This is a genomic window from Lacrimispora amygdalina, assembly GCF_900205965.1.
Taxonomy (GTDB): Bacteria; Bacillota; Clostridia; order Lachnospirales; family Lachnospiraceae; genus Lacrimispora; species Lacrimispora amygdalina_A.
On the sequence record NZ_OAOF01000011.1, the window covers coordinates 1 to 22,887 of the forward strand.

Sequence of the window (22,887 nt, forward strand, 5' to 3'; positions counted from 1 at the left end):
TTGGCAGGTAAATGATGTTGCGGCTGGCGAACCTTTCAATGAGTCTTTAGACTCCAGTGCCGGTAACAGGCCCTTATAGGGCCAGAGCAAACCACCGGCTAAGCCGGTGGTTATGATTTACCATAGAATCATAAAAGGGGGAGTGCACGATTTTCGCGGCTGTCAGATTTTTTCGTTATTTTGTAGATTAATATTGCAAACAAGTGTTCGCGGTGATATACTTTCAGATAGGGAGTAACGAAAGCAGATTGCTTCCTTTAGAAAGGAGCGGCGTATGAGACATAAATCTACAGAGCTTATGGGTACTATTAAGGCATTTGTAGAGGAATACTACAAGAATTATCGCCACTCACCGTCTACGACAGAGATTGCCAATGCGGTCGGTATTGCCAGAGGAACTGCATATAAGTATCTGTTAGCCATGAGTGACAATGGCATGATCAGATATGATGGCCAGCAGATTTCTACTGAGCAGACCGAGAAGGTTCAGACAGAGTTTACAAGCGTAGCACTTCTAGGTGCTGTTTCCTGCGGTGTTCCCACACTGGAGGAAGAGTACGCAGAAGAATATGTGTCATTGCCTGTTTCTATGTTTGGCAACGGAACTTTTTTCCTACTTAGAGCAAACGGCGAGTCCATGATTGATGCTGGAATCTCTCCCGGAGATTTGGTACTCGTCAGAAAGCAATCAGAAGCCATGGATGGCGATATTGTTGTTGCACTTGTAGGGAATGAGAACACGCTGAAGCGCTATTTTGTAGACAAAGAGAATCAGAAGATCAGACTTCATCCTGAGAATAAGACCATGAAGGACATTATCGTTTCAGATTGTGAGATTCAGGGTGTAGCTGTTAAGGTCATTAAAGACCTCGCGTAATGTGTGCTAAACAGTTTTTACAGATCAGACCAGTCGTGCATTGATAATGGCAGTGTTGACTACACTACGGAAAGGCCATTATCGGGAGATTATAGTATGCTCATCATATCGGTTTCTTTCCCTTTTCCGAATGAGAGATATCAAGCTTGAAAGACAAAGGAGGCGTGATGTTGATGAGTTCAGCGGAGGAAAAAATTGGGGAATGCGTGGTTTGCTGCCACAGATGTGGTGGATTTCTTATGGAGTCAGCTAGTACAACTTCGTATATGGTCTGCCCGGAATGCGGTGCTCGCCTTGTTGTGTGCGTGAAGAAAGGCAAGGTATCCGTATTCGATGACAATAGATCCGAGGAGGAGCTTGCTAAGAAGAGGCATGCTCGTTTAACCGGATATGCTGCGAAGCTTAACAAGTTAGGCAAGTAGCAAATAGATTTACAATTAAATATTTATGAGGATGCCAGGGAGATTGCTGGATTGGTCGTCAGTATGACGTTAAAAGACTTACAAATGAGTGACGTCTGGTATCCAAGAGTTTGTGAAGAGAGTCGTATTTACTACGGATAGATGCAGCCAGGGAGCATAAGACATCTATTCAGATTAAAAAGGGCCTGCAAAACAGAAGCTAACTTGAAGTATGTTTTTACATACCAAGAGATTTAGTAGTTGTTTTGCAGTGCTCTTTTTATTTTTGCGCTCTTTTTCGGTTCGCTTCTGTTTTGGAAGGCACCGGAAAGGGTGCAGATTATGAAGAAGGTAAATAGAAACAATGGAACAATTGATGTAACAACAGTTGGTGGAAGAATAAAAAAGCTACGTACAGATGCAGGATTTACCCAGGAGGAACTTGCAGCAAGACTTCATCTTGAAGGTAAATCTGCTATTTCAAATTATGAGAATAACAGCAGAGGTGTTTCAGCTGAGATGCTTACCCAACTGAGCCGCCTGTTTCATGTATCTGCTGATTATATATTGAACGGTGATACGCCGGATAATCTTGATCCTGTTGAGAATGAAGCAATAGAGATTCTAAATAATCTGAAGACGGATAAGGCAAAGCAGTCTGCACTTGCGATGCTTAGGCAGATTCAGATTCTTGAGGGCTAAGGTACACATTATGTGTACTTTATGTCCACATCCGCGTTAACGATTATAAGGCGCATTCCAATTAGACTAGAACATGTAAAGAGTTACGAAGCGGCGCGCAGCCTAGTGACATAAACACAACTGAATATAGGAGGTGTATATGGCCACTATGGTTAATATCTATGAAAGCTACGGTGACAAATCAGCTAGGGAGAGGGCCGAACTGATTTATTCCAATTACTCTTCCTTCCAGGGAATCATCGAGGATTGCAAGATGAGACTGATCTACGAGATTAAGGCTGAGAAGGAAAGAAAGCGTAGCAATCACAAAGATGAACTTGGAGTCCGTATTCAGAATTTGGGTAACTATAGTAATCCTACAGCGGATGAAGCGGTTCTTGATGTAATGCTTGAGGGAGCTATCAATGGACTGAATTCAGCAGAGGATGCTTTATCAGATCCGGCTCTGGTACAGGAATTCAAACGAAGAGAGTATGTCATTGTGATGATGGCTGATGAATACGCTTCTTTTAGAAGACACCTGCATGCACTTAGCGTGAAGGAGCAGGAGATTATTATTCCGCTTCTTAAGCAGGAGAAGGACTACTACACACTGGCAGAAGAAGCTGGTGTAACGGTTCCTGTAGTCAGGAGAAAGGCAAGCCGTATTCATTGTGAATTGATTTCCTACATGGAAAACTATTTCATTGAGAAGCTTTAGGAGGAGTGATCATGAAGGAATTAAAAGAGATTACATTTCCTCCAGAGGCAGAGGAAATGGCTATTAAATATGCTGCTTTTGACATTATGAAGCAGCTTAACAAAGAAGGAAAGATAACAGACGAAGAACTGAGGTACATTGCGAAAAAACACAATATACCCGTTGAGTAAACAAGATAATAATTATATAATTAAGCTGTGTCTAGATCTCATCTAGTACAGCTTGGTTGTGGAATGCGAGGTGCGACATGGCGAGAAAAGTTGCCATCTACGCCCGTGTTTCTACAGAGCATGAGGCGCAGATATCTGCATTGGAAAATCAGGTGCAGTACTATGATGATATTTTGAGCAGGCATACGGACTGGACGCTGGTAGATAGATATATTGATGAAGGTATTACTGGTACATCAATTCATAAGCGTGAGTCTTTTATGCGAATGCTTAAGGATGCAAAAGAAAAGAAGTTTGATCTAATTGTTACCAGAGAGGTATCCAGGTTTGCAAGAAACACAGTTGATACACTGCAGCAGACCAGAACCCTCAAAACTTATGGTGTGGAGGTGTGGTTCACAGAAGATAATATCTGGACAATGAATGATGAGGATGGAGAGCTTAGGCTTTCTATCATGGCTACGCTGGCCCAGAACGAAAGCAAGAAGATTTCTCAGAGAGTAAAAGCCGGTCAGATGATTTCATTTAAAAATGGAGTCTTGTATGGTAACGGCAATATTCTTGGATATGACAGAGTTGGTGATAAGCTTGTTGTAAATAAGGAACAGGCCGACACTGTGAAAAGAATCTTTGAACTATACCTGGCTGGCAATGGTGTTCGTAAGATTCAGGACATCATGGAGCAGGAAGGGCGTAAGACAGCCACAGGCCTTACAAGATGGCAGTCCGGTAATATCAACAGAGTTCTTAGGAATCCATTTTATTGCGGTAGAATCGTATACCGTAAGCAATATGTTCCGGATTATCTGGTTCAGAAGAAAATCAATAATTATGGGGCCGTTGATAAAGTATATGTAGAAGGATCCCATGAGAAGCTGGTTTCACCGGAAGATTTTGATAGGGCTCAGGAGATAAGAGCAAAACATCGAATTGGAAAGCGTGACAAGAGAGGCAGATCTGTTGGTCAGTCACCATGCAAACATATCTGGGGTAATAAGGTTGTTTGTACTTGTGGTCATGCAATGAATCGAAGGATTGCTCATAAGGCTAATGATGGAACACTTAGTTATATCTATCAGTGCTACGGTCAGTTACGAACAGGTACTCCTGCAGGAAGACTTAAAAAAGGACTTGATATTGAAGGCATTTGTGATAACTCATCATTTATGGAATGGAAATTAGAGGTTCAGGCCGATTTTGTTTTCAAGAAGCTTCTTGGAAATAAAGATGCAATCTATAAGGAAGCTATGGCTATGGCACAGGATGTTGCTGAAGTAAAGGCTCCTGAGAGAAACGATAAAGAAAGGCTTGAAGCAAACAATCGTCAGATTGAGAAGCTGAACAGACAGCTTGCCAATTTGGTTGATATGTGCTCTGAAGGAGATATTTCCAGAGAAGTCTTCCGCAGTAAGAAAAAGAAATTAGAAGATCAGATTTCAAATTTAGAGAAATTAAATGATGAATGCAGACAACGGGTTTTAGAATTGGAAGATAATGGTGCAAAGGACAGACGCATTGATAGCCTTTCTGAGTTTATCAAGATGACTGCCTTTGATGCCAGGGCTAAGATACCTGATACTGTGATTGATAATTTCGTTGATCAGATTGTTTTTGATCACGGAGCATTTATCTGGTATTTAAATCCGACATACGGTAATGAGGTATATAAGCAAGAGGCTTCCGATTGGAAAAAAAAACAGCATCTGCAATCTTTAAATGATAAAACTACGTCATCTGCCTGTTGCAGCACAGGCAGCGCTTAACAATAAATAATTTTGGAATTTCAGCGTTTTTAAGTGATTTGACTTAGGTTATTCTTATTGACACCCTATCATGTAAAAGTGATAGGGTGTCTTTGGTTACATTAAAACATGACATATAGTTGCCGTATTATGCATGTTACAATAAGATAAAAATGATTGGGAGGAATATAACATGAATACAGAAATAATCGCTAAAGCAAATAAGATAATTGAAGAAAAGACGGTAGGCGGAGATGAGGGATTTTGTACGTTAACATTAATCGACTTGGATGACTATCCAACAACCTCAACAATATCCGTATCAAAAGCTGACGGAATAAACTGGCTTACATTCTGTACAGGTTTTGGCAGTGATAAGACCAAAAGAATTGAAAGATGCAACAAAGCGAGTGTTTGTTTTAATTCAGTTAATCATAATATTACGCTTGTGGGTACAATAGAAGTATTGACAGACGCTGAAATGAAAAAAGAGATGTGGTATCATGGACTTGAAAATCATTTCAGCGGTCCGGAAGATCCCAATTACTGTGTTTTACGTTTCATTACAAACCGTTACAATCTTTTTGTGGACTGGAAAGAAGCCAGGGGGGTCTTATAAACAAAATATACTATAAAGCAAAGGAGATCTTCAAATGAACACACTACGAATCTTTCATATGCCCTTTTCAGATATTTATCCGCTATATATAAAAAAAGCAGAGAGAAAAGGAAGAACCAAAAAAGAAGTAGATGAAATTATTTTCTGGCTGACAGGATATGACGAGGATTCATTGCAGCAGCAGTTAGAAAAGGAAGTGAGTATGGAAAACTTCTTTCATCAGGCACCGCAAATGAATTCCAATGCTTCTCTGATCAAAGGAGTTATCTGTGGTTACCGGGTGGAGGAAATCGAAGATGAATTGATGAGAAAAATCCGGTATCTGGATAAATTAATTGATGAGCTTGCAAAAGGCAGGGCAATGGAAAAAATATTAAGAAAATAAAGGGGGAAGTATAATGAATGTGTATGAAGAAGGACTTGGGGTTTTAGAAACATTATTTGCAAGAGATTATCAGTTTGCTCTGGCTACATCAAACGATAATATTCCATCAGTCAGGTTTATTGATACCTTTTATGATAGTGGAGCCTTTTATATTGTAACTTACGGGAATTCTCAAAAAGTAAAAGAGATTGAAAAGAATCCTATGGTTGCATTAAGTAAGGATCTGTATCGTTTTACCGGAACTGCACGCAATATCGGGCACCCATTATCAGAAAAAAACCGGAAAATCAGAGAAAAGCTGATCAGGATATTTGAACCATGGTATTTCGCACATAACAATGAAAATGACGAGAATATGTGTTATGTAAAAGTTGATTTAAATAAGGGATTCTTTTACAAAGACAATACCGGATACAAAGTTGACTTTGACAGGAAATCATCAGAAAAGTTTCCATTTATATTTGATATTATAAAGATAGACTGATGAAACTCGGAGGTAATGTATGTATTATATGAATACTAATGCCATTGAACGAAAAACAGCGGGATATAGAAAGCCTGGTAGCATTGTCTGTATCGTATTAATCATTGCTTATCTGATGAGCCTGTTATTTTATACCTCAGTATCTGCCAATTCAGCGGAAGCTCCCGGTTTCACCATAATCGTATTGAATTCCAGAGAGAATCTTTCGTTATCTCTCCAAATGCCAAATGACAGTTTAAGCGAATTAAGAATCAGAGAAAGCGAAAAAAAAGGCTGGGAAAAATACTATAAAGTATATTTCCATTACCGCGTGTATCCGCCGAAGATTGAGGATATAAAGGATATAAAACTTATTGTTAAAAGCGGCAGTAAAAACTTTTCGTGTAATCTTCCGGAAGGAACCTTTAACAAATACAATAATATTTTAACGCTTGATATGAAGTCGGAAACTCTTACGGTCGGTCAGTCTCCCTTACGGGTGCCTGCTCTGGTGGCTTTGCGGGTTATCCTGACGCTGCTTATTGAAGGTGCTGCCTTTTTTCTCTTTGGATACCGGCAAAAGAGAAGCTGGCTTGTCTTTGCATCGGTTAATCTGCTTACACAGGCAGGATTAAATGCTATGCTTACAGGTCCTAATTTAAGCAATTACTGGATACTTGGTTATATATTTGGTGAAATGGTGGTATTTATCGTAGAGATGATTGCATATCTTATTTTAATAAAGGAATACAGGAAAAGGCGTGTGGCGTTTTACGTAATGATTGCCAATACTGCCAGTCTGATATTAGGAGGTATGTTGATTACATATTTGCCGGTTTAATATTATTTTAAAGCCTTTTGAGGAGCCATAGTGTATAGCTATGGCTTTTTCTACGAACAAAATCGGAATAATTACGAGGTATAAATAATGATTCGAAATAATGGTAAAATAAAATAATTGTGCCCTGTTACAGCAAAACAATAATGCCAAAGAAGTTTAAAGGGGAAAGACTCATGAATAAAAAATTTTTCTTATTATGTTTTTTGGTTATAGCTTTAACCGGCTGCTCGGATTCAGAAAAAACCGCAGCTGCCACAGAGCAGACGCAAGAAAGCCAGACTGCCGCCTTGGTTCAGGATTCTTTAGCCGTTACGAAGCAGGAAGACAGCTGGCAGACGGCCTATAAGGATATAATCAGTCATGGGGGTGGTCATCTGCCTGATCCGTATAAATTAAGGGGAGAAGATGGCTTGAATCCATCGGTCTATCTGGGGATTCATGATTTTAATGGAGACGGGATTCCTGAATTAATATTGGGGGATGGGATTTCTGTTAGTGTGTATACTTATGAAAATCATGGACTGAAAAAGGAAGCGGACCTTTATGAGCCGGAAGGCTGGTATATTATTAATGAATTATACCTGCAGAATAATTGCCTGATACTTGTGAGCAATGGATCGGATGGATGCGGATATGTAGGATTTACCTGGAAGAATGGTGCCTATATTACCGGTACACATGATGATTACAATCCTGACCGTTCTTATTTGGATAATGCCGAGACTGCATACAAAGCTTTTAACGATGTATTTCATATAACAAACTTAGAAATCGACTGTAAAAAATCTTTAATTAAGAGGAACCGGGAGAGCGGTGATCTCACATGGGAGTGGAGCGATGTAAGATGGTAATAATGAATTAATTTAAAGCTATAACCGAATATTGGTGGAACGATAACGGTTTCAGGTGGTAATATGCCGAATAATATGGAGATTTCTCCTTGTTATTCGGCATTTTTTACGTGATTCCATAAAAAGATAGTTTTTTATCTACAATCATATTATGCGAAAAAAATAAAGATTCAGAAGAATTTAGTTTACAATATTACTCTTTTTTTCTTTTTGCCTTTTAGGAGGTAAGAAAATGGGAGATAGTGTTCATGTAATTATTGAGGAAATAAAAAAAGGTAATAAGGAAAAATTCTTACTGATTGTAGATAAAATGGCTCCGTTGATTAACAAGTATGTACGTCTTTTATACAAGGATGAAAAAGAGGACATGCATTCAGAATTTGTACTAAGTCTGCTTGAGGCCATCAATTCAATGCAATATTATAAGGAGGACGGGCAATGCATATATTTTTTAAGCAGAGCCCTAAAAAACAAATTCTTAGAACAGTATAAAAAAAGCAGGCAGCATTTTGACTCTGAGGCTTCTGTTGAGGATGAGTTTTTTACTGAGATCAGCATGGATCAGCCTGTTTACGATGACTGGCTGTTTCATGAAGATCTAAAAACTATGCTTTTAAAAACGGAAGGGAAACAGGCTGTTATATTGTGGGATATCGTCTTTCATGAGGAGTCGGATGCAGTGATTGCAGACCGGCATTTGGTATCCAGACAATACGTGAACCGCGTCAGAAGAAATTTTTATAATCTTCTGAAAGACCATTACTATAAATAAAAGAAGATGTTTAAGGAGGTGCATTTATGGAAAAAAAACTGGTTTTGGAAAGAAGTGCAATGGGAATCATCAGTGCCTGGATTATGGATCAATTCGGACTTTTATTTCCTGCTGTTTCTTTATTAACCATACTTATGATTACGGATTACATATCAGGTATGCTGGCTTCGAAAAAGGAAGCGCTGGACAACCCTGACAATAATCTGTATGGGTGGAGCAGCAGGAAAAGCCGGATTGGCATCTATAAAAAGGTGAGTTATATATTTATTATTCTGGCGGCAGTCAGTACGGATTATGTCATCTATAAATTTTCTACTGAGATTGGAATTAAATTTGAGCATAAAACAATCTTTGGATTATTGGTGTCTGTCTGGCTTATCATCAATGAATTAATATCTATTTTAGAAAATGCGGGACGGATGGGTGCCAGAATGCCGGAGTTTCTTCGAAAAGTCCTCACAGAATTACGGGGCAAAATGGATAAAGACTAAAAAATCGGCTCAATCCTTTCGTGTGGTACTGCCGGTAAATTTGGATAATATAAGGGTGGAAAATACTAATATATAAATCAGCGCCTCTAAGAAAATATATTTTTCCAGATTCAAAAATAGAAAGCTCAGTGCAGCAAGGAAGCTGATGAACAGTGTCCGGTCAGTTTTATGAGTAAATGTCTGGTTTTCATCTTTATCAACCGGTCGGTTGGGATGGTCGACAGCTCCTGTGAGTTTGATCAGTACCATAAAAACGAAGTACAGCAGAAACGAAACTGGAGCTGTCAGGCTGCAATATTTTACCATCAAAAGAATGACAGTCATGGTGGCGCAGGAGAAAAGCAGACAGGAGAAATAAGACTTTAAATGCAGTCCTCCGTTAAAGGAGCGGAGGGGAATAAACAATAAAAAGAACAGCAGACATTCCACTTCCATATGCAGGAAAGCCGCAATACAGAGACTGCAGACCAGATTTAAAAACAGTTCCAGAAAGCTTTGAAACCCATATAAATAAATTTCATAGTCTTCCTTTGAAATGACTTCTTTTTTAAGTATATAATTGGTAAATGCGATAGACAGCCGTTCCATATGATGATCCTCCTTTTCATTATTCCGATTCCTGATATAAGATCACGACCGCTTTAAATATGTTCCCCTGAACCTGCGTGATGGCTTCGCCGTTACAGGCCGCTACAGCCTGTTCAATAGAAAACAGACCAAGTCCATGATGGGCAGGATTTTTCTTAGTGGTCAGAAAATGTTTCTGACCGTCTGTAAAGCGTTCCCCTTCAAAGGTATTCCAGACAACAATAGAAAGGATTCCCTTCTGATAAGACATTTCCAGTTCTATTTTCGGATGCCCGCTTTTCATCTGGCGGCAGGCTTCCAGAGCGTTTTCTAACAGGTTGCCAAGAATGATGGTCAGATTTCCGTTCTGGAAAGGCATTGTGGGGGGAATAAAAATATTGGTGCTAAATTCTATATTTTGTTTCCGGGCGACGGAACATTTATAATTCACAAGAGAATCCACCACAATATTACCGCTGTGAGATATTTCGTGTATTTTTTTGGAGTTTCCCTTTTCTAAAAGCGCGGTAAGATAAGTGGCGGCATCTTCATTTTCCCCTGAATTTACCATGCCCAGTAAACTGATTAAATGTTGCTTCATGTCATGGCGCAGCAGACGGATTTCCGTATTTTGTATCTCCCGTTCCTCTGCCTGCCTGCTGCAAAGCTCTAATTGCTGCTCATAGAGCAAAGTCTTTTTTTGATACTCCGAACTTGCTGCCAGCGATTCAAATACCTCAAAAATAATATAATTAATAAGCATCAGTAAAATTCCTGAGACAAAGGAGAAAAAAAGCTCATTCTCAGCAGTGCTGCTGATCACAAATATGTTATGCATTATATAGATACTTCCAGCAGGTACCATAAGCAAAATTGCCATGTACCGGAATGAAATATCACCAGTGCTTTTATGCTGCAGACAATGTCCGGTAACAATTGCAAAAACAAGCATTACGATTTTAGATATAATGGCTCCTGAGAGACCGGCTTTATCATCTAAATGCAGCATATTTAAGATCATATGTATGATAATTTCCACCAGCATCCAGATTGCACAGATTAAAAAAGAGAACAAGGCACATTTTTTCCAGCTTTCTGAATAAGAAATACTGGTTGCAAGAAAGACAAAGACCATGTTCAGTAAAAGTGTCAGTACTGGTGAGATTCCGCTTCCAATGTCCAGAAACAGCTGAAAGATATAATAGGCCACCCAGATAATATACGTTGTAGGCTTTTTCCAGGAGGGTACAAAAAAAGCATTGATGCACTTACGTATGACCAAAATATAAAATAGTGAGAGAAACGGGCTTACAACAGTTGCAGATAGAATTTTCATACTATTTTACCCCCGCTTTCTTACTGGCCAGATCACATAACTGTTTGCGGATTTTCTTTTGTCTGTCTTCACTGATCTGCAGTGTAGTTGATTTACCTCCGTTTTCTATAACAAGACTGGAAAAATTCATGGTGCTGACATAATCATAATTTACAAGATAAGACTGGTGTATCCGTAGATATCTCTGTTTGTTATCGGCTAACTCTTTCTCAACATCGTTGAGTTTTCCGTAGAAAAACTCCTCTCTGCCATCCTTTAGATAAATATATACAATCCGGTTGCGGCTTTCAAAATAGACAACATCCTTTAACGCTACTTTTTTAATCTCTTTATTAAAATTAAATTGAAAATAGACATTGTTTTCATTAATCCGTTCATACGCTTCTTTAAAATACCGGGAGAATTTTGCAGTATCCAGCGGCTTGGATAGAAAACGGAACGGCTCCACCTCAAACAATTCTTTTAAATACTGCTCGTATCCGGAAATATAAATTAACAATGCAGTCTTATCTTTCTGTCTGATGTGTCGGGCAGTTTCAATACCGTTTTCCTGTGACATTTCTATATCAAGAAAAATCAGGTCAAATACGTTACCCAGATGTACGTATTTCGTCAGCATGGAACCATCAAAAAATACGTCGACTTCAATATCAATACCGTTCGCCAATGCTTCTTCCTTTATTAATTTCTCTAACATTCCTGTAAAAAGAACGTCATCATCACAAACTGCTATTCTTAACATACTTACCCTTCCCCATTAAAACTGTGTACTTTATTTACTTTGTTTATGCAAAAATGAAACATGTATATATGTATATCGTATGTTACCTCCCATTAATTAAAAGGGAGAAATAGGAGCTTTTGTCGCATTTTGTCTAATTAATCATATTAAAAATTACTTGCAGGCCCGAAATTTCAACATGATGTAATTTATTCAATGGAAATATAATATTTTCTTATTGCACTAAAAATATTATATCACATTTTATGGAGGTAACAAAATTGAAACCCTATCTTTTTTTAATTATTTCTCTCTGTACCCTGTTTTTAATTGTAAATCTAATTCATCTCATTCTGGAAAAATATGATAACCGAAAATCCAACAAAAAAATTTATGTAATAAATATGATGGCCGCTGTTGTAATTTCCAATTGCATTGAGTGGAGTGAAATGCAGTTTGAAGGGAGAACTGCATTTATGGGGGAAAGTTTTATATCCCTGCTAAATCTTATTAATATACTGTTATGTCTGGTTCTGGTGCTGTTCATGCTTTTTGTTAAGAATGACAAAGAAAGGATTCATCAGTATCAAAATCGGGAATAATTACGAGCAGTGTCGTTATTTTTACAACTTGTCATTATTAAGCTGCTGAACTTGTATAATTGCATTATCTAAATTTCTTTATAATAATGGAGGTAGAAAGAATGGAACGTAAAAGTAATATTGCAGCTAAATTCATGGAACAGGTAGCCAGAAAATCTGTGGAGATGGCATCTCAAAGCAGATGCATGTATATTTATCATCAGCCGAAGATGCCGGCAGAGCTTAAGAATTTTAAGAAATAGGTATCAGGGCATTTTCTATTACAAAATTTTCTGCCGGACATGATATCCTTTGAAAAAGTTGGCTATAATTTTAACAGGACTTCCTCAAAGGGAACCAATTATGGAGGGCAGATAATGAGAATTCCAAAACACATCGGAATCATTCCTGACGGAAACAGACGCTGGGCTGTGGAGAACGGCATAAAAAAAGAAGAAGGGTATGATAAGGGCATCTCGCCTGGTATGACCCTTTACCGGCTCTGCAGGGATCTGGGAGTGGAAGAAATGACCTTTTATGGCTTTACTGCAGATAATACCAAACGTCCTGCAGTACAGCGGGAAGCATTTTCCAGGGCCTGCGTGAAGGCTGTGGAGGTGCTGGCTAAGGAGGATGCACAGCTGCTGGTGGTTGGTAAGACTACTTCGGCCGTGTTTCCAAAAGAGCTGAAACCATATACAAAAAGGGTGTGTTTCGGTAATGGGGGAATGAAAATCAACTTCCTTATTAATTATAGCTGGGAATGGGATTTGGGACTGTCAGACGGGACCATAGGCCCAAAGCTTAAAACCGCGGATGTATCCAGAATGGATCTGATAATCCGATGGGGAGGAAGAAGAAGACTTTCCGGTTTTCTTCCGGTCCAGTCCGTTTATTCGGATATGTTTGTAATCGATGATTACTGGCCGGATTTTAAAACGGATCATGTTTACAAAGCACTGGAGTGGTACTCCAGACAAGATGTGACCCTGGGGGGGTAAAAAGAGAATTGTATATCATAAAAAAGGCAGCCTTGAGTGGCAGCCTTTTTTATGTGGTTATATGAGATTATTTAATATGAAAAATTCCCTGATATTGGTAAAATATGCTATAATAGTATGGTGAATTAGAATAAAATTATCTGAAATATACAATTAAAGGAGCAGAGCTTGATCGGACGATTACCAAAAGGAGGATTTTAACGTGTTATTACTAAAAGAAAGAATCGGAAAGCTGTTAAATGATTTGCAGTCATTAATTTACAGAGAAGAAATTTCTGTATCAGAGTACCGGGTGCTCAAATCACGAGAAAGGTTTGATAAGGTATCTGATTTGGACACACATTCCTGGGAGACGCTTGCAAAAGAAGAGTTTTGGGGCGGGCACAGAGAATATTTCTGGTTTGAAACGCAAGTTACCATACCGGAGGAATGGGAAAATCAATGTGTGGTTTATGAACTGCGGACAGGACGGGAAGGGTCCTGGGATGCAACAAATCCACAGTTTACCATCTATGTAAATGGTATCAGGCGTCAGGGACTGGATGTAAATCACCGGGAAGTGCTTTTGACCAGACAGGCAAAAGCGGGAGAGACTTTTCGTATTATTTTATCTGCGTTTACGGGAGATCAGAACTTTAAGCTGGTGATGGATTCTAAAATCAGAATTTTAGACCAGGAGACGGAACAGTATTTTTATGATGTATCCGTTCCTTATGAAGCTGCAAAACTGCTGCCTGACGGAGACAGCAGCTGTATTGCTATTATAACGGCAGCAAATGAATCTTTGAATCTGCTGGATTTAAGAAAGGAGTATTCGGCGGAATACTATGAGAGTTTAAAGAAGGCTTCCAGCTATATGAGGGAAGAGTTTTATAACCGGTACTGCGGCAAGGAAAGTAGGACAATATGCTGTGTTGGGCATACCCATATTGATATTGCATGGCTGTGGACTCTGGCTGTTACAGAGGATAAGGCAGTGAGAAGCTTTTCCACTGTTCTGGAGCTGATGAGACAATATCCGGAATATATTTTCATGTCCAGTCAGCCCCAGCTTTATAAATATGTAAAAAAGAATGCCCCCGATGTGTATGAAGAGATTAAAAAGCGTGTGGCAGAGGGAAGATGGGAAACGGAAGGCGGCATGTTTGTGGAAGCGGACTGTAATTTATCCTCTGGAGAGTCACTGATCAGGCAGTTCCTTCACGGGAAGGAATTTTTTCGGGAAGAGTTTGGAAAAGATAACGTGATTTTATGGCTGCCCGATGTATTCGGCTATTCTGCTGCACTTCCCCAGATCATGAAAAAATGCGGAATCCGGTATTTTATGACAACCAAGATCAGCTGGAATGAATTTAATAAAATGCCCTATGACACCTTTTACTGGGAGGGAATTGACGGAACCAGAATCCTGACTCATTTCAGCCCAAGCAGGGAATATAATAAGGCTGCAGTTTCAGGGGGTACGGAGACAGAGCATTTTACCACCTATAATGCTTATTTAAATCCCACTTATGTAAAAGGAGCATGGGAACGATACAGTCAGAAATATTTAAATGATGAAGTGCTGATGTCCTTTGGTTACGGGGATGGGGGCGGCGGACCCACAAAAGATATGCTGGAGAACCAGAGAAGGCTTGAAAAAGGAATTCCAGGCTGTCCCAAAACACGAATGACAACCTCCAGAAAATTCTTTGAGAATCTGGAAAAGGAGGTGAAGGGACAGAAATATCTGCCCTCCTGGGTAGGAGAGCTTTACCTGGAATATCACAGAGGTACTTATACCTCTATGGCAAGAAATAAAAAATACAACCGTAAGTCCGAGTTTCTATTTGAAAATGCGGAATGTTTCGGAATGCTTAACCGGATACTGACAAACAGCACCTATCCGAAAAAGACCATTGACGAAAGCTGGGAAGTCATTTTAAGAAATCAGTTTCATGATATTCTTCCAGGCTCATCCATTAAGGAGGTGTATGAGGATTCCAGAAATGAGTATGAGATAATTACGAAGACCGGAGAGGAATTGGTGGATCTGGCTTTACAGCATGTGACGGAACAGATTGCCGGAACTAAGAATACACTGGTTGTCTTTAATCCTAACAGCGTCACAGGGGAGGGACTGGTGTCCGTAAAGCTGCCGGAGGGCATGAAACATCCTGCAGTAAAAGACGGAGATAACAGGCTGCCGGTTCAGATTACAGAGGAGGGGGCAGTATTGTTCAGCGCGTCAGGGGTACCATCAAAGGGCTATCGTACCTTTGTTCTGACAGAGGATGATGAAAGCGGGGATAAGACCTTTCTCTCGGCAGATGAAAGACATCTGGAAAACCAGTATATCCATGTTGTCTTAAATGAGAAGGGGCAGATATCCTCCATCTACGATAAAGTTATTAAGCGTGAAGTCCTGCCGGATCACAAATGCGCCAATGTACTGATGACCTACGAAGACCGTCCCCACAATTATGATGCATGGGATGTAAATAATTATTATGTGGAAAAATCCTGGGAGATTTCGGAGGCTGCTTCCATGGAGCTTGTAGAAAACGGTCCGGTCCGTGCCACTGTCTGTATAAAGAGAAAATACCTGGATTCTTATATTGAACAGTATATTTCCCTTACTTATAACAGCCCTGAAATCCTCATCCGCAATGAGATTGACTGGAGGGAAAAACATATTTTCATGAAATCAATCATTCCTGTTGATGTTCATACTGACGAAGCTGTCTTTGATATTCAGTATGGAAATGTGAAACGGAAAACCCACTTTAATACCATGTGGGATTATGCCAGATTTGAGGTCTGCATGCATAAATGGCTTGATGTATCTGAGGGTGGTTACGGAGTCAGTGTTTTAAATGACTGTAAGTACGGCTGCCACGTTCATAATGGAGAGATTGGTATTTCCATGTTAAAATCAGCTGTATATCCCAATCCTGACGCAGACAAGGAGCATCACAGCTTTGTATTTTCCATCTATCCCCATAAGGGGGGCTGGAAAGAAGCAGGTACGCCAAAGAGGGCTTATCTTCTTAACAATCCCTTGGCTGCAAGAGTAAAAGAATCGGATGAAGGCAGTCTGCCAGGTGAGTTTTCTCTTGTTAAAACAGATGCAGACAATGTGATTATCGAAGTGGTAAAGGAAGAAAGAAAAGGAAATGACATGATAATCCGCTTCTATGAGACTGCAAATGAAAGAACCAGTGGGGAGATGATCTTTGGAAGAGAGATCCTGGGCATCTGGGAATGCAGTATGCTGGAGGAAGAGGAACAGGAAATCCCATTTACGGATGCCGCAGCTTCTTATAACATAAAACCTTATGAGATTAAGACCTGGAAAATAAAATTGAAATAGGCAGTCTGCTCATGCTCCTTCCTGCTTGCATAATTGAACAACCCGTAATAGAATAGATAGGAGAAATTTAAGCGGGTTTACCAGGGAGAGGAAGGAGCATGGTATGATTACAATTAAAAAAATGGCAGAAATGCTTGGCACCAGTACAACCACCGTTTCCAACGTGATTCATGGAAAAGCAGGGGAAGTATCTCCTGTTATGGTGGAAAAGGTGAAGAAGCTGATTGAAGAATATGACTATGTTCCAAACAGAAATGCCAGAAATCTGGCCAGGAACCGGTCCGGGATAATCGGGCTGGCTATGAAAGCCAGTGAAAATAAGTACGATAACTTTGTAAAAGACCCCTTTGCAGGGGAGTTAATTGGAGCAGTGGAACGGTTTGTACGGGCAAGGGGGTATTTTACCATGCTCTATGTTTCCAGCGACATAGGGGAAATTATCAGCTCGGTTTCCAGCTGGAATGTGGATGGTCTGATTCTTCTTGGAATGCAGAAAGAAGATGGGGAACTGTTAAATCAGAAAATGAAAACGCCCATGGTTTTTGTGGACGCCTATTTTGAAGATGCCTCTTTTGAGTATGTGAATGTAGGAATCGACGACAGAAAAGGCGGCAGGGAGATTACGGAATATCTCCTGCAGGCCGGTCATAAGAAAATCGCTTTTCTGGCAGATAACTGTATGGGAGTAGACTATCAACGGTTTATGGGGTACCGGGATGCGCTGACGAGTTCCGGTCTGCCATGGAACGAAGACAACTTTGTCAGGCTGAAACCGAGCGGTGCTGATTTATCCTTTCTTTTATCCCAGGCTTATGAGCGGGTCTCAGATTTTACCGCTTTTATCTGTGCATCGGATTATTATGCGGCTTATATTTTGAATGATTTAAAGGACAGGGGAATGAAAATTCCACAAGAACTTTCCATCGTTGGATTTGATGATAATGTCTGCAGCCGGCTGGTAAGGCCTGCATTGACGACGGTGCATCAGGACGTAACGGAAAAAAGCCGGATCACTGTGGAAAAGCTGTTTCATATCATTAACGAAGAGGATTACGGAGCCAACCTTGAACAGCTTCCGGTTTTTATTGTAGAACGCTCTTCTGTGAGAAAAATGTAAGGTTTCCTGTAAAGGGAGCCTTTTTTTTAATATCTTAAAAAATGAATGAAAAAACCCTTGTTATATCATTCATAAAGTGCTAATATACTTTATAGATAACTTATGCGCATAAGTTACAATATATTTGTAAAAACGCCACATATTAACAGCATATTTAATAATGGAGGGTGAATTATGAAGAAATACTTATGGGTTATGGCATTGGCGGGAGCAGCGGCAGTTTTATCACTTACAGGCTGCGGGAAGAGCGCACAGTCTGAAGGAACAGTGACGTCATCCGCGGGCAGCCAATCCGCACAAAGCGAGGGCGATGGCCAGGCAAAGTCCGGCGGGGAGGCCATTCGGATCGTCAACGGAAAGATTGAAATAGATGAGCCGTTAAAAGCCTTTGCCAAAAAATATCAGGAAAAAACCGGTCAGGAGGTTGTGATTGAGTCACTTGGAGGCGGAGTTGACATCAATGGTACCATGAAGGGTTACTTAGCAGCAGGTAACATGCCGGATTTATTCGTCTTCGGGGGCGAAGGGGATTATCAGACCTGGAAGGATTATATGACAGATTTAAGCGGGGAGGAGTGGGCTTCCCAGACCGAGTTCGGTTTTAAGTCAGAGGATGGGAAAACAGTAGGATTTCCTTATGCAGTAGAAGGGTATGGTATTACATATAATAAAGATGTTTTGAAAGCAGCAGGAATAGATCCTGCTTCTCTCACCAGCTATGACGGATATAAGAAAGCCTTTGAGACCATTGACCAGAAAAAGGGAGAACTGGGGCTGACTGCCGTATGCTCGGTTGCAGCTGAATCCGGACAGATGTACTGGTCAACAGGAAACCATCTTTTTGGTTATTATTTATCAGGTGGGTTAAAGAGAGGGGATACCACATATATTGATCTGTTAAAATCCGGCAAGACGGATACAGAACGTCTGGGGCAGTTTGCTGATTTTATGAAGCTGCTGTTTGATTATTCGGATAAGAATACCCTGATATCCGGAACCTATGACGATCAGCTTGCGTTATGGGCACAGGGAAAAACCGCATTTATTACTCAGGGAAACTGGATAGATCCGTCTCTTCCTGACTACAATGTGAAATTTGAATGTGGAATTGCACCTCTGGCATTTACAAAGGAAGAGATGAAAGGCGTACTTGCAGACTGTCCATCCTGGTGGGCTGTTTATAATAAAGGCAGCAACATTGATGCTAGCAAAGCATTTTTGAAAGAGCTGGCCCTGACAGAAGAAGGACAGGAATGTCTGGTAAGTGACTGCGGGATGATTTCTCCTTACACGACCTGTAAAGTCAGCCCTAAAACACCTCTGGCCTTGAGCTTAAAGACCTATGTGGATGCAGCCAATACTTATTCCTGGGAGTGGACAAAGATGCCGGAAGGAATTTCAATGAATTCTACTGGTGCCGTGTTTGAGCTGTATGCAAAAGGTGAGATTGATAAAGATGGATTTGTGAACATGATGCAGACGGCCATTGCAGACTACGTGAAAAAATAACAGGGAAGGGCGGCCTAAAGCCGCCCGTATCCATATGACAGCGTGAAAGCAGAGATAAAGGAGAAAACGTATGGAGGGAAAAGCAAAAAAAATAATGAATGTTTTACCGGTATTGATCGGTATCGGTATGGTTTGCTGCGGCCTGTATTTTGATTTTTTCAACCGAAATTTCAGGGGAAGGGGTCCATTGCTTGCAGGCGGGCTGCTTCTGGTTATCATTGGTCTATATCTGTTTCCGGGAAGAAAGCACCGGGAGATCGTAAGTGGTTTATTTCTGCTTCCTCTCATAGGCGCTTTTTTCATAACCGTACTGATCCCTTTCTTATTTGGGATTTTCTATTCGTTTACGGACTGGAATGGAATTAAATTCACCCAATTTGTAGGACTTAAGAATTATGGACAGATGTTCCACGCACCGGACTATTTATATTCGCTGCTTATTACATTCTTATTTACAGTTTTTAATATGGTTTCTGTTAACTTTGCGGCATTTTTCCTGGCACTTTTATGCACCTCAGAAGTAAGAGGAAGAAATTTTTACAGAGCCTCTTTCTTTCTTCCCAATTTAATCGGTGGAATTGTACTGGGATATGTGTGGCAGTTTATATTTAATAAAGTATTTACAAGCCTGATAGCAGGAAGTGTTTCCATGCTTACCAGCCCTAATCTGGCATTTTTTGCAATTCTCATTGTCAGTACATGGCAGTATGCCGGGTATATTATGATGATTTATGTTACCGGACTTCAGGGAGTTCCAAGAGATATTCTGGAAGCATCGGCGGTAGACGGGGCAGGAGTGTTAAAAAAACTTTTACATATCAAGCTGCCGATGATTGCCAATACCTTTACCGTATGTATTTTCCTTACACTGGTTAATTCCTTTAAGCAGTTTGACTTAAATTATGCCATTACAAACGGAGCACCCAGCCGGATTCTGGGAGCGAAGGCGGTGGCCTCCACTGAGTTTCTGGCCCTTAATATTTATAATACGGCAATTGCCAGAAACAGATATGCACAGGGACAGACAAAAGCAGTGGTATTCTTTCTCATACTGGCAGCGGTCTCTCTGACACAGGTTTCGATCAGTAAGAAAAGGGAGGTAGAATTATGACAGGAAATATTAAATTCAAACGACTGGTACCGGAACTTGCCGGTTTTGTGCTGTCACTTTTCGTACTTTCTCCCTTTCTGCTGGTTATATTCAATTCTGCCAAAAAGAGCGCGGATATTGTGATCAGTCCCATAGCACCGCCTTCTGACTGGGGACAGATGTTTATTAATTTAAAAAATGTCATTGGAAATCAGAATTTCAGTTATTGGAGATCTTTTGGAAGCTCCTTGTATATCACCACTGTCAGTCTGGTGCTGCTGACCGTATTTTCCAGTATGGCAGCATGGGTATTGGTACGGAATAAGACAAAATGGTCACAGGTGATTTTTATGATGTTTGTGGCCTCCATGGTCATCCCTTTTCAGGTGGTAATGCTTCCTCTGTTGTCAACCTTCCGTAAGTTGTCTGAATTTACGGGAATAGCTCTTTTAAGCAGTTATACTGGAATTATTATTGCTTATCTGGGCTTTGGCGGTTCTTTATCCGTGTTCATTCTTCATGGTTTTATTAAGGGAATTCCAAAGGAACTGGAAGAAGCAGCATGGATCGATGGCTGCAGTCCTGAGAATACATTTTTTAAGATCGTATTTCCGCTTTTAAAGCCTGTGCAGATGACGGTGCTGATTTTAAACGGAATCTGGATCTGGAACGATTATCTTCTTCCATCTCTGATGCTTGGGCTCAATGGAAGAATTAAAACTCTGCCTGTGGCAGTAAGCAGCTTTGTAGGTTCCTATGTCAAGCAGTGGGATTTGATCCTGGCAGCAGCATTTCTGGCTATGATCCCAATTGTTATTTTGTTTTTATGCGCCCAGAGGCAGATAATTCAGGGTATGGTAGAAGGTGCGATCAAATAATGGAGAGGAGTCTGCTATGGAACGAAAATGGTGGAAAGAGGCAGTGGTATATCAGATCTATCCCAGAAGCTTTCAAGACAGCAACGGAGATGGGATCGGAGACTTAAACGGGATCAGAAAAAGGCTTGATTATTTAAAACAGCTGGGAATTGATGTGATTTGGCTTTCTCCCATCTATCAGTCACCCAACGATGACAATGGATATGACATTAGTGATTACAAAAAGGTTATGGATGAGTTTGGAACCATGAAGGATTTTGATGATCTTTTAAAGGATGCACATGAAAGGGGGATCAAAATCCTGATGGATCTGGTTGTGAACCACACATCCGACGAACACCCATGGTTTTTGGAGAGCCGGAAAAGCAGAGAGAATCCTTATAGGGATTATTATATCTGGAAAGAAGGAAAAGGGGAAGGAGAGCCGCCCAATAACTGGGGGTCCTGTTTTGGAGGTTCTGCATGGAAACTGGATGAACAAACGGGTATGTATTACCTTCATTTGTTTTCTCCCAGGCAGCCTGACTTAAACTGGGAGAATGAGAAGGTGCGAAATGAAGTATTTGAGATGATGGACTGGTGGTGCAGGAAGGGAATAGATGGCTTCCGTATGGATGTGATCAGCATGATATCCAAGGATCCGGCGCTTCCGGATGGGGAAGTAAAGGATGACCTTTACGGTGACTTCTCCCCTTATGCCGTTCATGGACCGAAGGTTCATACCTATCTGAAGGAGATGAATCAGAAGGTATTGTCTAACTATGATTTAATGACGGTAGGGGAGACCGCCGGTGTTACGGTGGAGGAAGCCGGAAAATATGCGGGTGCCAGGGAACATGAGTTAAATATGGTATTTCATTTTGAACATGTGGAGGGAGATGGAGAGCTGTTAAAATGGACGGATAAAAAACCGGATCTGTTAAGATTAAAACGAATTTTGTCCAGATGGCAGGAGGAGTTGGGAGACGATGCCTGGAACAGCTTATACTGGGATAATCATGATCAGCCACGAGCAGTATCCCGCTTTGGTGACGACAGCAGCCGATACAGGGAGGTTTCTGCAAAGATGCTTGCAACCTGCCTGCATATGATGAGAGGCACTCCTTATATCTATCAGGGTGAGGAGCTTGGGATGACCAATTTCCCGTTTATGGAATTAACCCAGTTCAGGGATATTGAGAGTCTGAATGCTTATAAGGAGCTTACAGGGAAAGGGCTTGTAAACCATGAAAAAATGATGAGTTATTTAAGGTGTAAAAGCAGGGACAATGCACGAACCCCTATGCAGTGGGATGATGGTCCGGCCGCCGGATTCAGCGATGGAATCCCCTGGATATCCGTAAATCCCAATTATTCAGAAATCAATGCTAAGAGAGAACTGGCTGATAAAAATTCCGTATTTCATTATTACCGGAAACTTATCAGACTGAGAAAGAATTATAAGATTATCGTATACGGTAGCTATCAGCTGATTCTGAAAGAGGATATCAGGATATTTGCTTATATTAGAAGCCTTGGAACGGAGAGACTTCTGGTACTTTGCAATTTTTCCAATGAGGAGGCAGAGTTATCTGTTCCGGAGGATTTTAAAGGAGCAGAGGCGGAGTGCCTTATTTATAACTACGATTGTCCTCCGGATATAAGACAGGGCAGACTGCGTCCTTATGAAGCAGCAGTTTACTATATGCAGAAAGAAAATAACCTGAATGGAGAAATATAAA

Annotated in this window: 25 protein-coding genes; 22 read left to right on the forward strand and 3 right to left on the reverse strand. The window is 40.5% G+C overall.

Annotated features, from left to right (window positions below):
• Nucleotides 1-274: 274 nt before the first annotated feature.
• The 13 genes from lexA to CRO04_RS14910 all read left to right on the forward strand — a co-directional run bounded on the left by lexA (nucleotide 275) and on the right by CRO04_RS14910 (nucleotide 9,014).
• Nucleotides 275-877 carry a transcriptional repressor LexA gene (gene lexA / locus CRO04_RS14855; RefSeq protein ID WP_097005050.1) on the forward strand — a complete coding sequence of 201 codons (603 nt, stop codon included), beginning with the start codon at nucleotides 275-277 and terminating at the stop codon, nucleotides 875-877.
• A 173-nt stretch (nucleotides 878-1,050) separates the two neighbouring features.
• A complete protein-coding gene (locus tag CRO04_RS26295; protein WP_022518945.1) occupies nucleotides 1,051-1,299 on the forward strand; it encodes a hypothetical protein in 249 nt (82 codons plus the stop codon).
• 321 nt (nucleotides 1,300-1,620) lie between these two features.
• Nucleotides 1,621-1,980, forward strand: coding sequence for a helix-turn-helix domain-containing protein (locus tag CRO04_RS14865; RefSeq protein WP_141400991.1), 360 nt, complete (start codon nucleotides 1,621-1,623; stop codon nucleotides 1,978-1,980).
• A 139-nt stretch (nucleotides 1,981-2,119) separates the two neighbouring features.
• Nucleotides 2,120-2,680 (forward strand): hypothetical protein, encoded by a 561-nt coding sequence (locus CRO04_RS14870; protein WP_097005052.1) that lies wholly within the window; start codon nucleotides 2,120-2,122, stop codon nucleotides 2,678-2,680.
• An 11-nt stretch (nucleotides 2,681-2,691) separates the two neighbouring features.
• Nucleotides 2,692-2,850, forward strand: a complete 159-nt coding sequence (locus tag CRO04_RS26300) for a hypothetical protein (protein WP_166432579.1) — start codon at nucleotides 2,692-2,694, stop codon at nucleotides 2,848-2,850.
• A 77-nt stretch (nucleotides 2,851-2,927) separates the two neighbouring features.
• Nucleotides 2,928-4,613 (forward strand): recombinase family protein, encoded by a 1,686-nt coding sequence (locus CRO04_RS14875; protein WP_097005053.1) that lies wholly within the window; start codon nucleotides 2,928-2,930, stop codon nucleotides 4,611-4,613.
• Nucleotides 4,614-4,785: 172 nt separating this feature from the next.
• The gene (locus CRO04_RS14880) at nucleotides 4,786-5,211 is read left to right on the forward strand and encodes a pyridoxamine 5'-phosphate oxidase family protein (protein ID WP_097005054.1); all 426 of its coding nucleotides are present in this window, start codon (nucleotides 4,786-4,788) and stop codon (nucleotides 5,209-5,211) included.
• Nucleotides 5,212-5,245: 34 nt separating this feature from the next.
• On the forward strand, nucleotides 5,246-5,596 hold the full coding sequence (locus CRO04_RS14885; RefSeq protein ID WP_097005055.1) for a DUF2200 domain-containing protein: 351 nt from the start codon (nucleotides 5,246-5,248) through the stop codon (nucleotides 5,594-5,596).
• Between the two features lie 13 nt (nucleotides 5,597-5,609).
• A complete protein-coding gene (locus tag CRO04_RS14890) occupies nucleotides 5,610-6,080 on the forward strand; it encodes a pyridoxamine 5'-phosphate oxidase family protein (protein WP_097005056.1) in 471 nt (156 codons plus the stop codon).
• A 19-nt stretch (nucleotides 6,081-6,099) separates the two neighbouring features.
• Complete coding sequence (locus CRO04_RS14895; protein WP_097005057.1) at nucleotides 6,100-6,900, forward strand: hypothetical protein; 801 nt, start codon at nucleotides 6,100-6,102, stop codon at nucleotides 6,898-6,900.
• Between the two features lie 173 nt (nucleotides 6,901-7,073).
• A complete protein-coding gene (locus CRO04_RS14900; RefSeq protein WP_097005058.1) occupies nucleotides 7,074-7,751 on the forward strand; it encodes a hypothetical protein in 678 nt (225 codons plus the stop codon).
• Nucleotides 7,752-7,983: 232 nt separating this feature from the next.
• Nucleotides 7,984-8,523 (forward strand): sigma-70 family RNA polymerase sigma factor, encoded by a 540-nt coding sequence (locus CRO04_RS14905; RefSeq protein WP_097005059.1) that lies wholly within the window; start codon nucleotides 7,984-7,986, stop codon nucleotides 8,521-8,523.
• A gap of 26 nt (nucleotides 8,524-8,549) precedes the next feature.
• Complete coding sequence (locus CRO04_RS14910; RefSeq protein WP_097005060.1) at nucleotides 8,550-9,014, forward strand: phage holin family protein; 465 nt, start codon at nucleotides 8,550-8,552, stop codon at nucleotides 9,012-9,014.
• Between the two features lie 9 nt (nucleotides 9,015-9,023).
• Here CRO04_RS14910 and CRO04_RS14915 read toward each other — a convergent pair whose 3' ends face one another.
• The 3 genes from CRO04_RS14915 to CRO04_RS14925 are packed head-to-tail and all read right to left on the reverse strand — an operon-like array spanning nucleotide 9,024 to nucleotide 11,659.
• Nucleotides 9,024-9,602 (reverse strand): accessory gene regulator B family protein, encoded by a 579-nt coding sequence (locus CRO04_RS14915; protein WP_097005061.1) that lies wholly within the window; start codon nucleotides 9,600-9,602, stop codon nucleotides 9,024-9,026.
• Between the two features lie 19 nt (nucleotides 9,603-9,621).
• Nucleotides 9,622-10,917 carry a sensor histidine kinase gene (locus tag CRO04_RS14920; protein ID WP_097005062.1) on the reverse strand — a complete coding sequence of 432 codons (1,296 nt, stop codon included), beginning with the start codon at nucleotides 10,915-10,917 and terminating at the stop codon, nucleotides 9,622-9,624.
• Nucleotide 10,918: 1 nt separating this feature from the next.
• Entirely contained in the window at nucleotides 10,919-11,659 is a 741-nt protein-coding gene (locus tag CRO04_RS14925) for a LytR/AlgR family response regulator transcription factor (RefSeq protein WP_097005063.1), read from the reverse strand.
• 260 nt (nucleotides 11,660-11,919) lie between these two features.
• Here CRO04_RS14925 and CRO04_RS14930 point away from each other — a divergent pair, with 260 nt between their 5' ends.
• From CRO04_RS14930 to CRO04_RS14970, 9 genes are all read left to right on the forward strand, one after another.
• Nucleotides 11,920-12,240 (forward strand): hypothetical protein, encoded by a 321-nt coding sequence (locus CRO04_RS14930; RefSeq protein ID WP_097005064.1) that lies wholly within the window; start codon nucleotides 11,920-11,922, stop codon nucleotides 12,238-12,240.
• 101 nt (nucleotides 12,241-12,341) lie between these two features.
• Entirely contained in the window at nucleotides 12,342-12,482 is a 141-nt protein-coding gene (locus CRO04_RS14935) for a cyclic lactone autoinducer peptide (protein WP_097005065.1), read from the forward strand.
• A gap of 114 nt (nucleotides 12,483-12,596) precedes the next feature.
• Nucleotides 12,597-13,220, forward strand: coding sequence for an undecaprenyl diphosphate synthase family protein (locus CRO04_RS14940; RefSeq protein ID WP_097005066.1), 624 nt, complete (start codon nucleotides 12,597-12,599; stop codon nucleotides 13,218-13,220).
• Nucleotides 13,221-13,422: 202 nt separating this feature from the next.
• Nucleotides 13,423-16,572 (forward strand): alpha-mannosidase, encoded by a 3,150-nt coding sequence (locus tag CRO04_RS14945; protein WP_097005067.1) that lies wholly within the window; start codon nucleotides 13,423-13,425, stop codon nucleotides 16,570-16,572.
• A 103-nt stretch (nucleotides 16,573-16,675) separates the two neighbouring features.
• Nucleotides 16,676-17,689 carry a LacI family DNA-binding transcriptional regulator gene (locus tag CRO04_RS14950; RefSeq protein WP_097005068.1) on the forward strand — a complete coding sequence of 338 codons (1,014 nt, stop codon included), beginning with the start codon at nucleotides 16,676-16,678 and terminating at the stop codon, nucleotides 17,687-17,689.
• 174 nt (nucleotides 17,690-17,863) lie between these two features.
• Nucleotides 17,864-19,198 carry an ABC transporter substrate-binding protein gene (locus tag CRO04_RS14955; protein WP_097005069.1) on the forward strand — a complete coding sequence of 445 codons (1,335 nt, stop codon included), beginning with the start codon at nucleotides 17,864-17,866 and terminating at the stop codon, nucleotides 19,196-19,198.
• Between the two features lie 70 nt (nucleotides 19,199-19,268).
• On the forward strand, nucleotides 19,269-20,309 hold the full coding sequence (locus tag CRO04_RS14960) for a sugar ABC transporter permease (RefSeq protein ID WP_330400857.1): 1,041 nt from the start codon (nucleotides 19,269-19,271) through the stop codon (nucleotides 20,307-20,309).
• Nucleotides 20,306-21,166 carry a carbohydrate ABC transporter permease gene (locus CRO04_RS14965; protein WP_097005070.1) on the forward strand — a complete coding sequence of 287 codons (861 nt, stop codon included), beginning with the start codon at nucleotides 20,306-20,308 and terminating at the stop codon, nucleotides 21,164-21,166. Before CRO04_RS14960 ends, CRO04_RS14965 begins: the two co-directional genes overlap by 4 nt.
• Nucleotides 21,167-21,182: 16 nt before the next feature.
• The gene (locus CRO04_RS14970; protein ID WP_097005071.1) at nucleotides 21,183-22,886 is read left to right on the forward strand and encodes a glycoside hydrolase family 13 protein; all 1,704 of its coding nucleotides are present in this window, start codon (nucleotides 21,183-21,185) and stop codon (nucleotides 22,884-22,886) included.
• Nucleotide 22,887 lies beyond the last annotated feature (1 nt).

Excerpts from the sequence above, each read along its gene's own strand:
- CRO04_RS14950 (WP_097005068.1), top strand. The coding sequence starts at position 16,676 with ATGATTACAATTAAAAAAATGGCAGAAATGCTTGGCACCAGTACAACC.
- CRO04_RS14910 (WP_097005060.1), top strand. The coding sequence starts at position 8,550 with ATGGAAAAAAAACTGGTTTTGGAAAGAAGTGCAATGGGAATCATCAGT.
- CRO04_RS14925 (WP_097005063.1), bottom strand. The coding sequence starts at position 11,659 with ATGTTAAGAATAGCAGTTTGTGATGATGACGTTCTTTTTACAGGAATG.
- CRO04_RS14890 (WP_097005056.1), top strand. The coding sequence starts at position 5,610 with ATGAATGTGTATGAAGAAGGACTTGGGGTTTTAGAAACATTATTTGCA.
- CRO04_RS14935 (WP_097005065.1), top strand. The coding sequence starts at position 12,342 with ATGGAACGTAAAAGTAATATTGCAGCTAAATTCATGGAACAGGTAGCC.
- CRO04_RS14865 (WP_141400991.1), top strand. The coding sequence starts at position 1,621 with ATGAAGAAGGTAAATAGAAACAATGGAACAATTGATGTAACAACAGTT.
- CRO04_RS14885 (WP_097005055.1), top strand. The coding sequence starts at position 5,246 with ATGAACACACTACGAATCTTTCATATGCCCTTTTCAGATATTTATCCG.
- CRO04_RS14915 (WP_097005061.1), bottom strand. The coding sequence starts at position 9,602 with ATGGAACGGCTGTCTATCGCATTTACCAATTATATACTTAAAAAAGAA.
- CRO04_RS14905 (WP_097005059.1), top strand. The coding sequence starts at position 7,984 with ATGGGAGATAGTGTTCATGTAATTATTGAGGAAATAAAAAAAGGTAAT.
- CRO04_RS14900 (WP_097005058.1), top strand. The coding sequence starts at position 7,074 with ATGAATAAAAAATTTTTCTTATTATGTTTTTTGGTTATAGCTTTAACC.
- lexA (WP_097005050.1), top strand. The coding sequence starts at position 275 with ATGAGACATAAATCTACAGAGCTTATGGGTACTATTAAGGCATTTGTA.
- CRO04_RS14955 (WP_097005069.1), top strand. The coding sequence starts at position 17,864 with ATGAAGAAATACTTATGGGTTATGGCATTGGCGGGAGCAGCGGCAGTT.
- CRO04_RS14895 (WP_097005057.1), top strand. The coding sequence starts at position 6,100 with ATGTATTATATGAATACTAATGCCATTGAACGAAAAACAGCGGGATAT.
- CRO04_RS14875 (WP_097005053.1), top strand. The coding sequence starts at position 2,928 with ATGGCGAGAAAAGTTGCCATCTACGCCCGTGTTTCTACAGAGCATGAG.
- CRO04_RS26300 (WP_166432579.1), top strand. The coding sequence starts at position 2,692 with ATGAAGGAATTAAAAGAGATTACATTTCCTCCAGAGGCAGAGGAAATG.
- CRO04_RS14940 (WP_097005066.1), top strand. The coding sequence starts at position 12,597 with ATGAGAATTCCAAAACACATCGGAATCATTCCTGACGGAAACAGACGC.
- CRO04_RS14970 (WP_097005071.1), top strand. The coding sequence starts at position 21,183 with ATGGAACGAAAATGGTGGAAAGAGGCAGTGGTATATCAGATCTATCCC.
- CRO04_RS14965 (WP_097005070.1), top strand. The coding sequence starts at position 20,306 with ATGACAGGAAATATTAAATTCAAACGACTGGTACCGGAACTTGCCGGT.
- CRO04_RS14960 (WP_330400857.1), top strand. The coding sequence starts at position 19,269 with ATGGAGGGAAAAGCAAAAAAAATAATGAATGTTTTACCGGTATTGATC.
- CRO04_RS26295 (WP_022518945.1), top strand. The coding sequence starts at position 1,051 with ATGAGTTCAGCGGAGGAAAAAATTGGGGAATGCGTGGTTTGCTGCCAC.
- CRO04_RS14920 (WP_097005062.1), bottom strand. The coding sequence starts at position 10,917 with ATGAAAATTCTATCTGCAACTGTTGTAAGCCCGTTTCTCTCACTATTT.
- CRO04_RS14880 (WP_097005054.1), top strand. The coding sequence starts at position 4,786 with ATGAATACAGAAATAATCGCTAAAGCAAATAAGATAATTGAAGAAAAG.
- CRO04_RS14870 (WP_097005052.1), top strand. The coding sequence starts at position 2,120 with ATGGCCACTATGGTTAATATCTATGAAAGCTACGGTGACAAATCAGCT.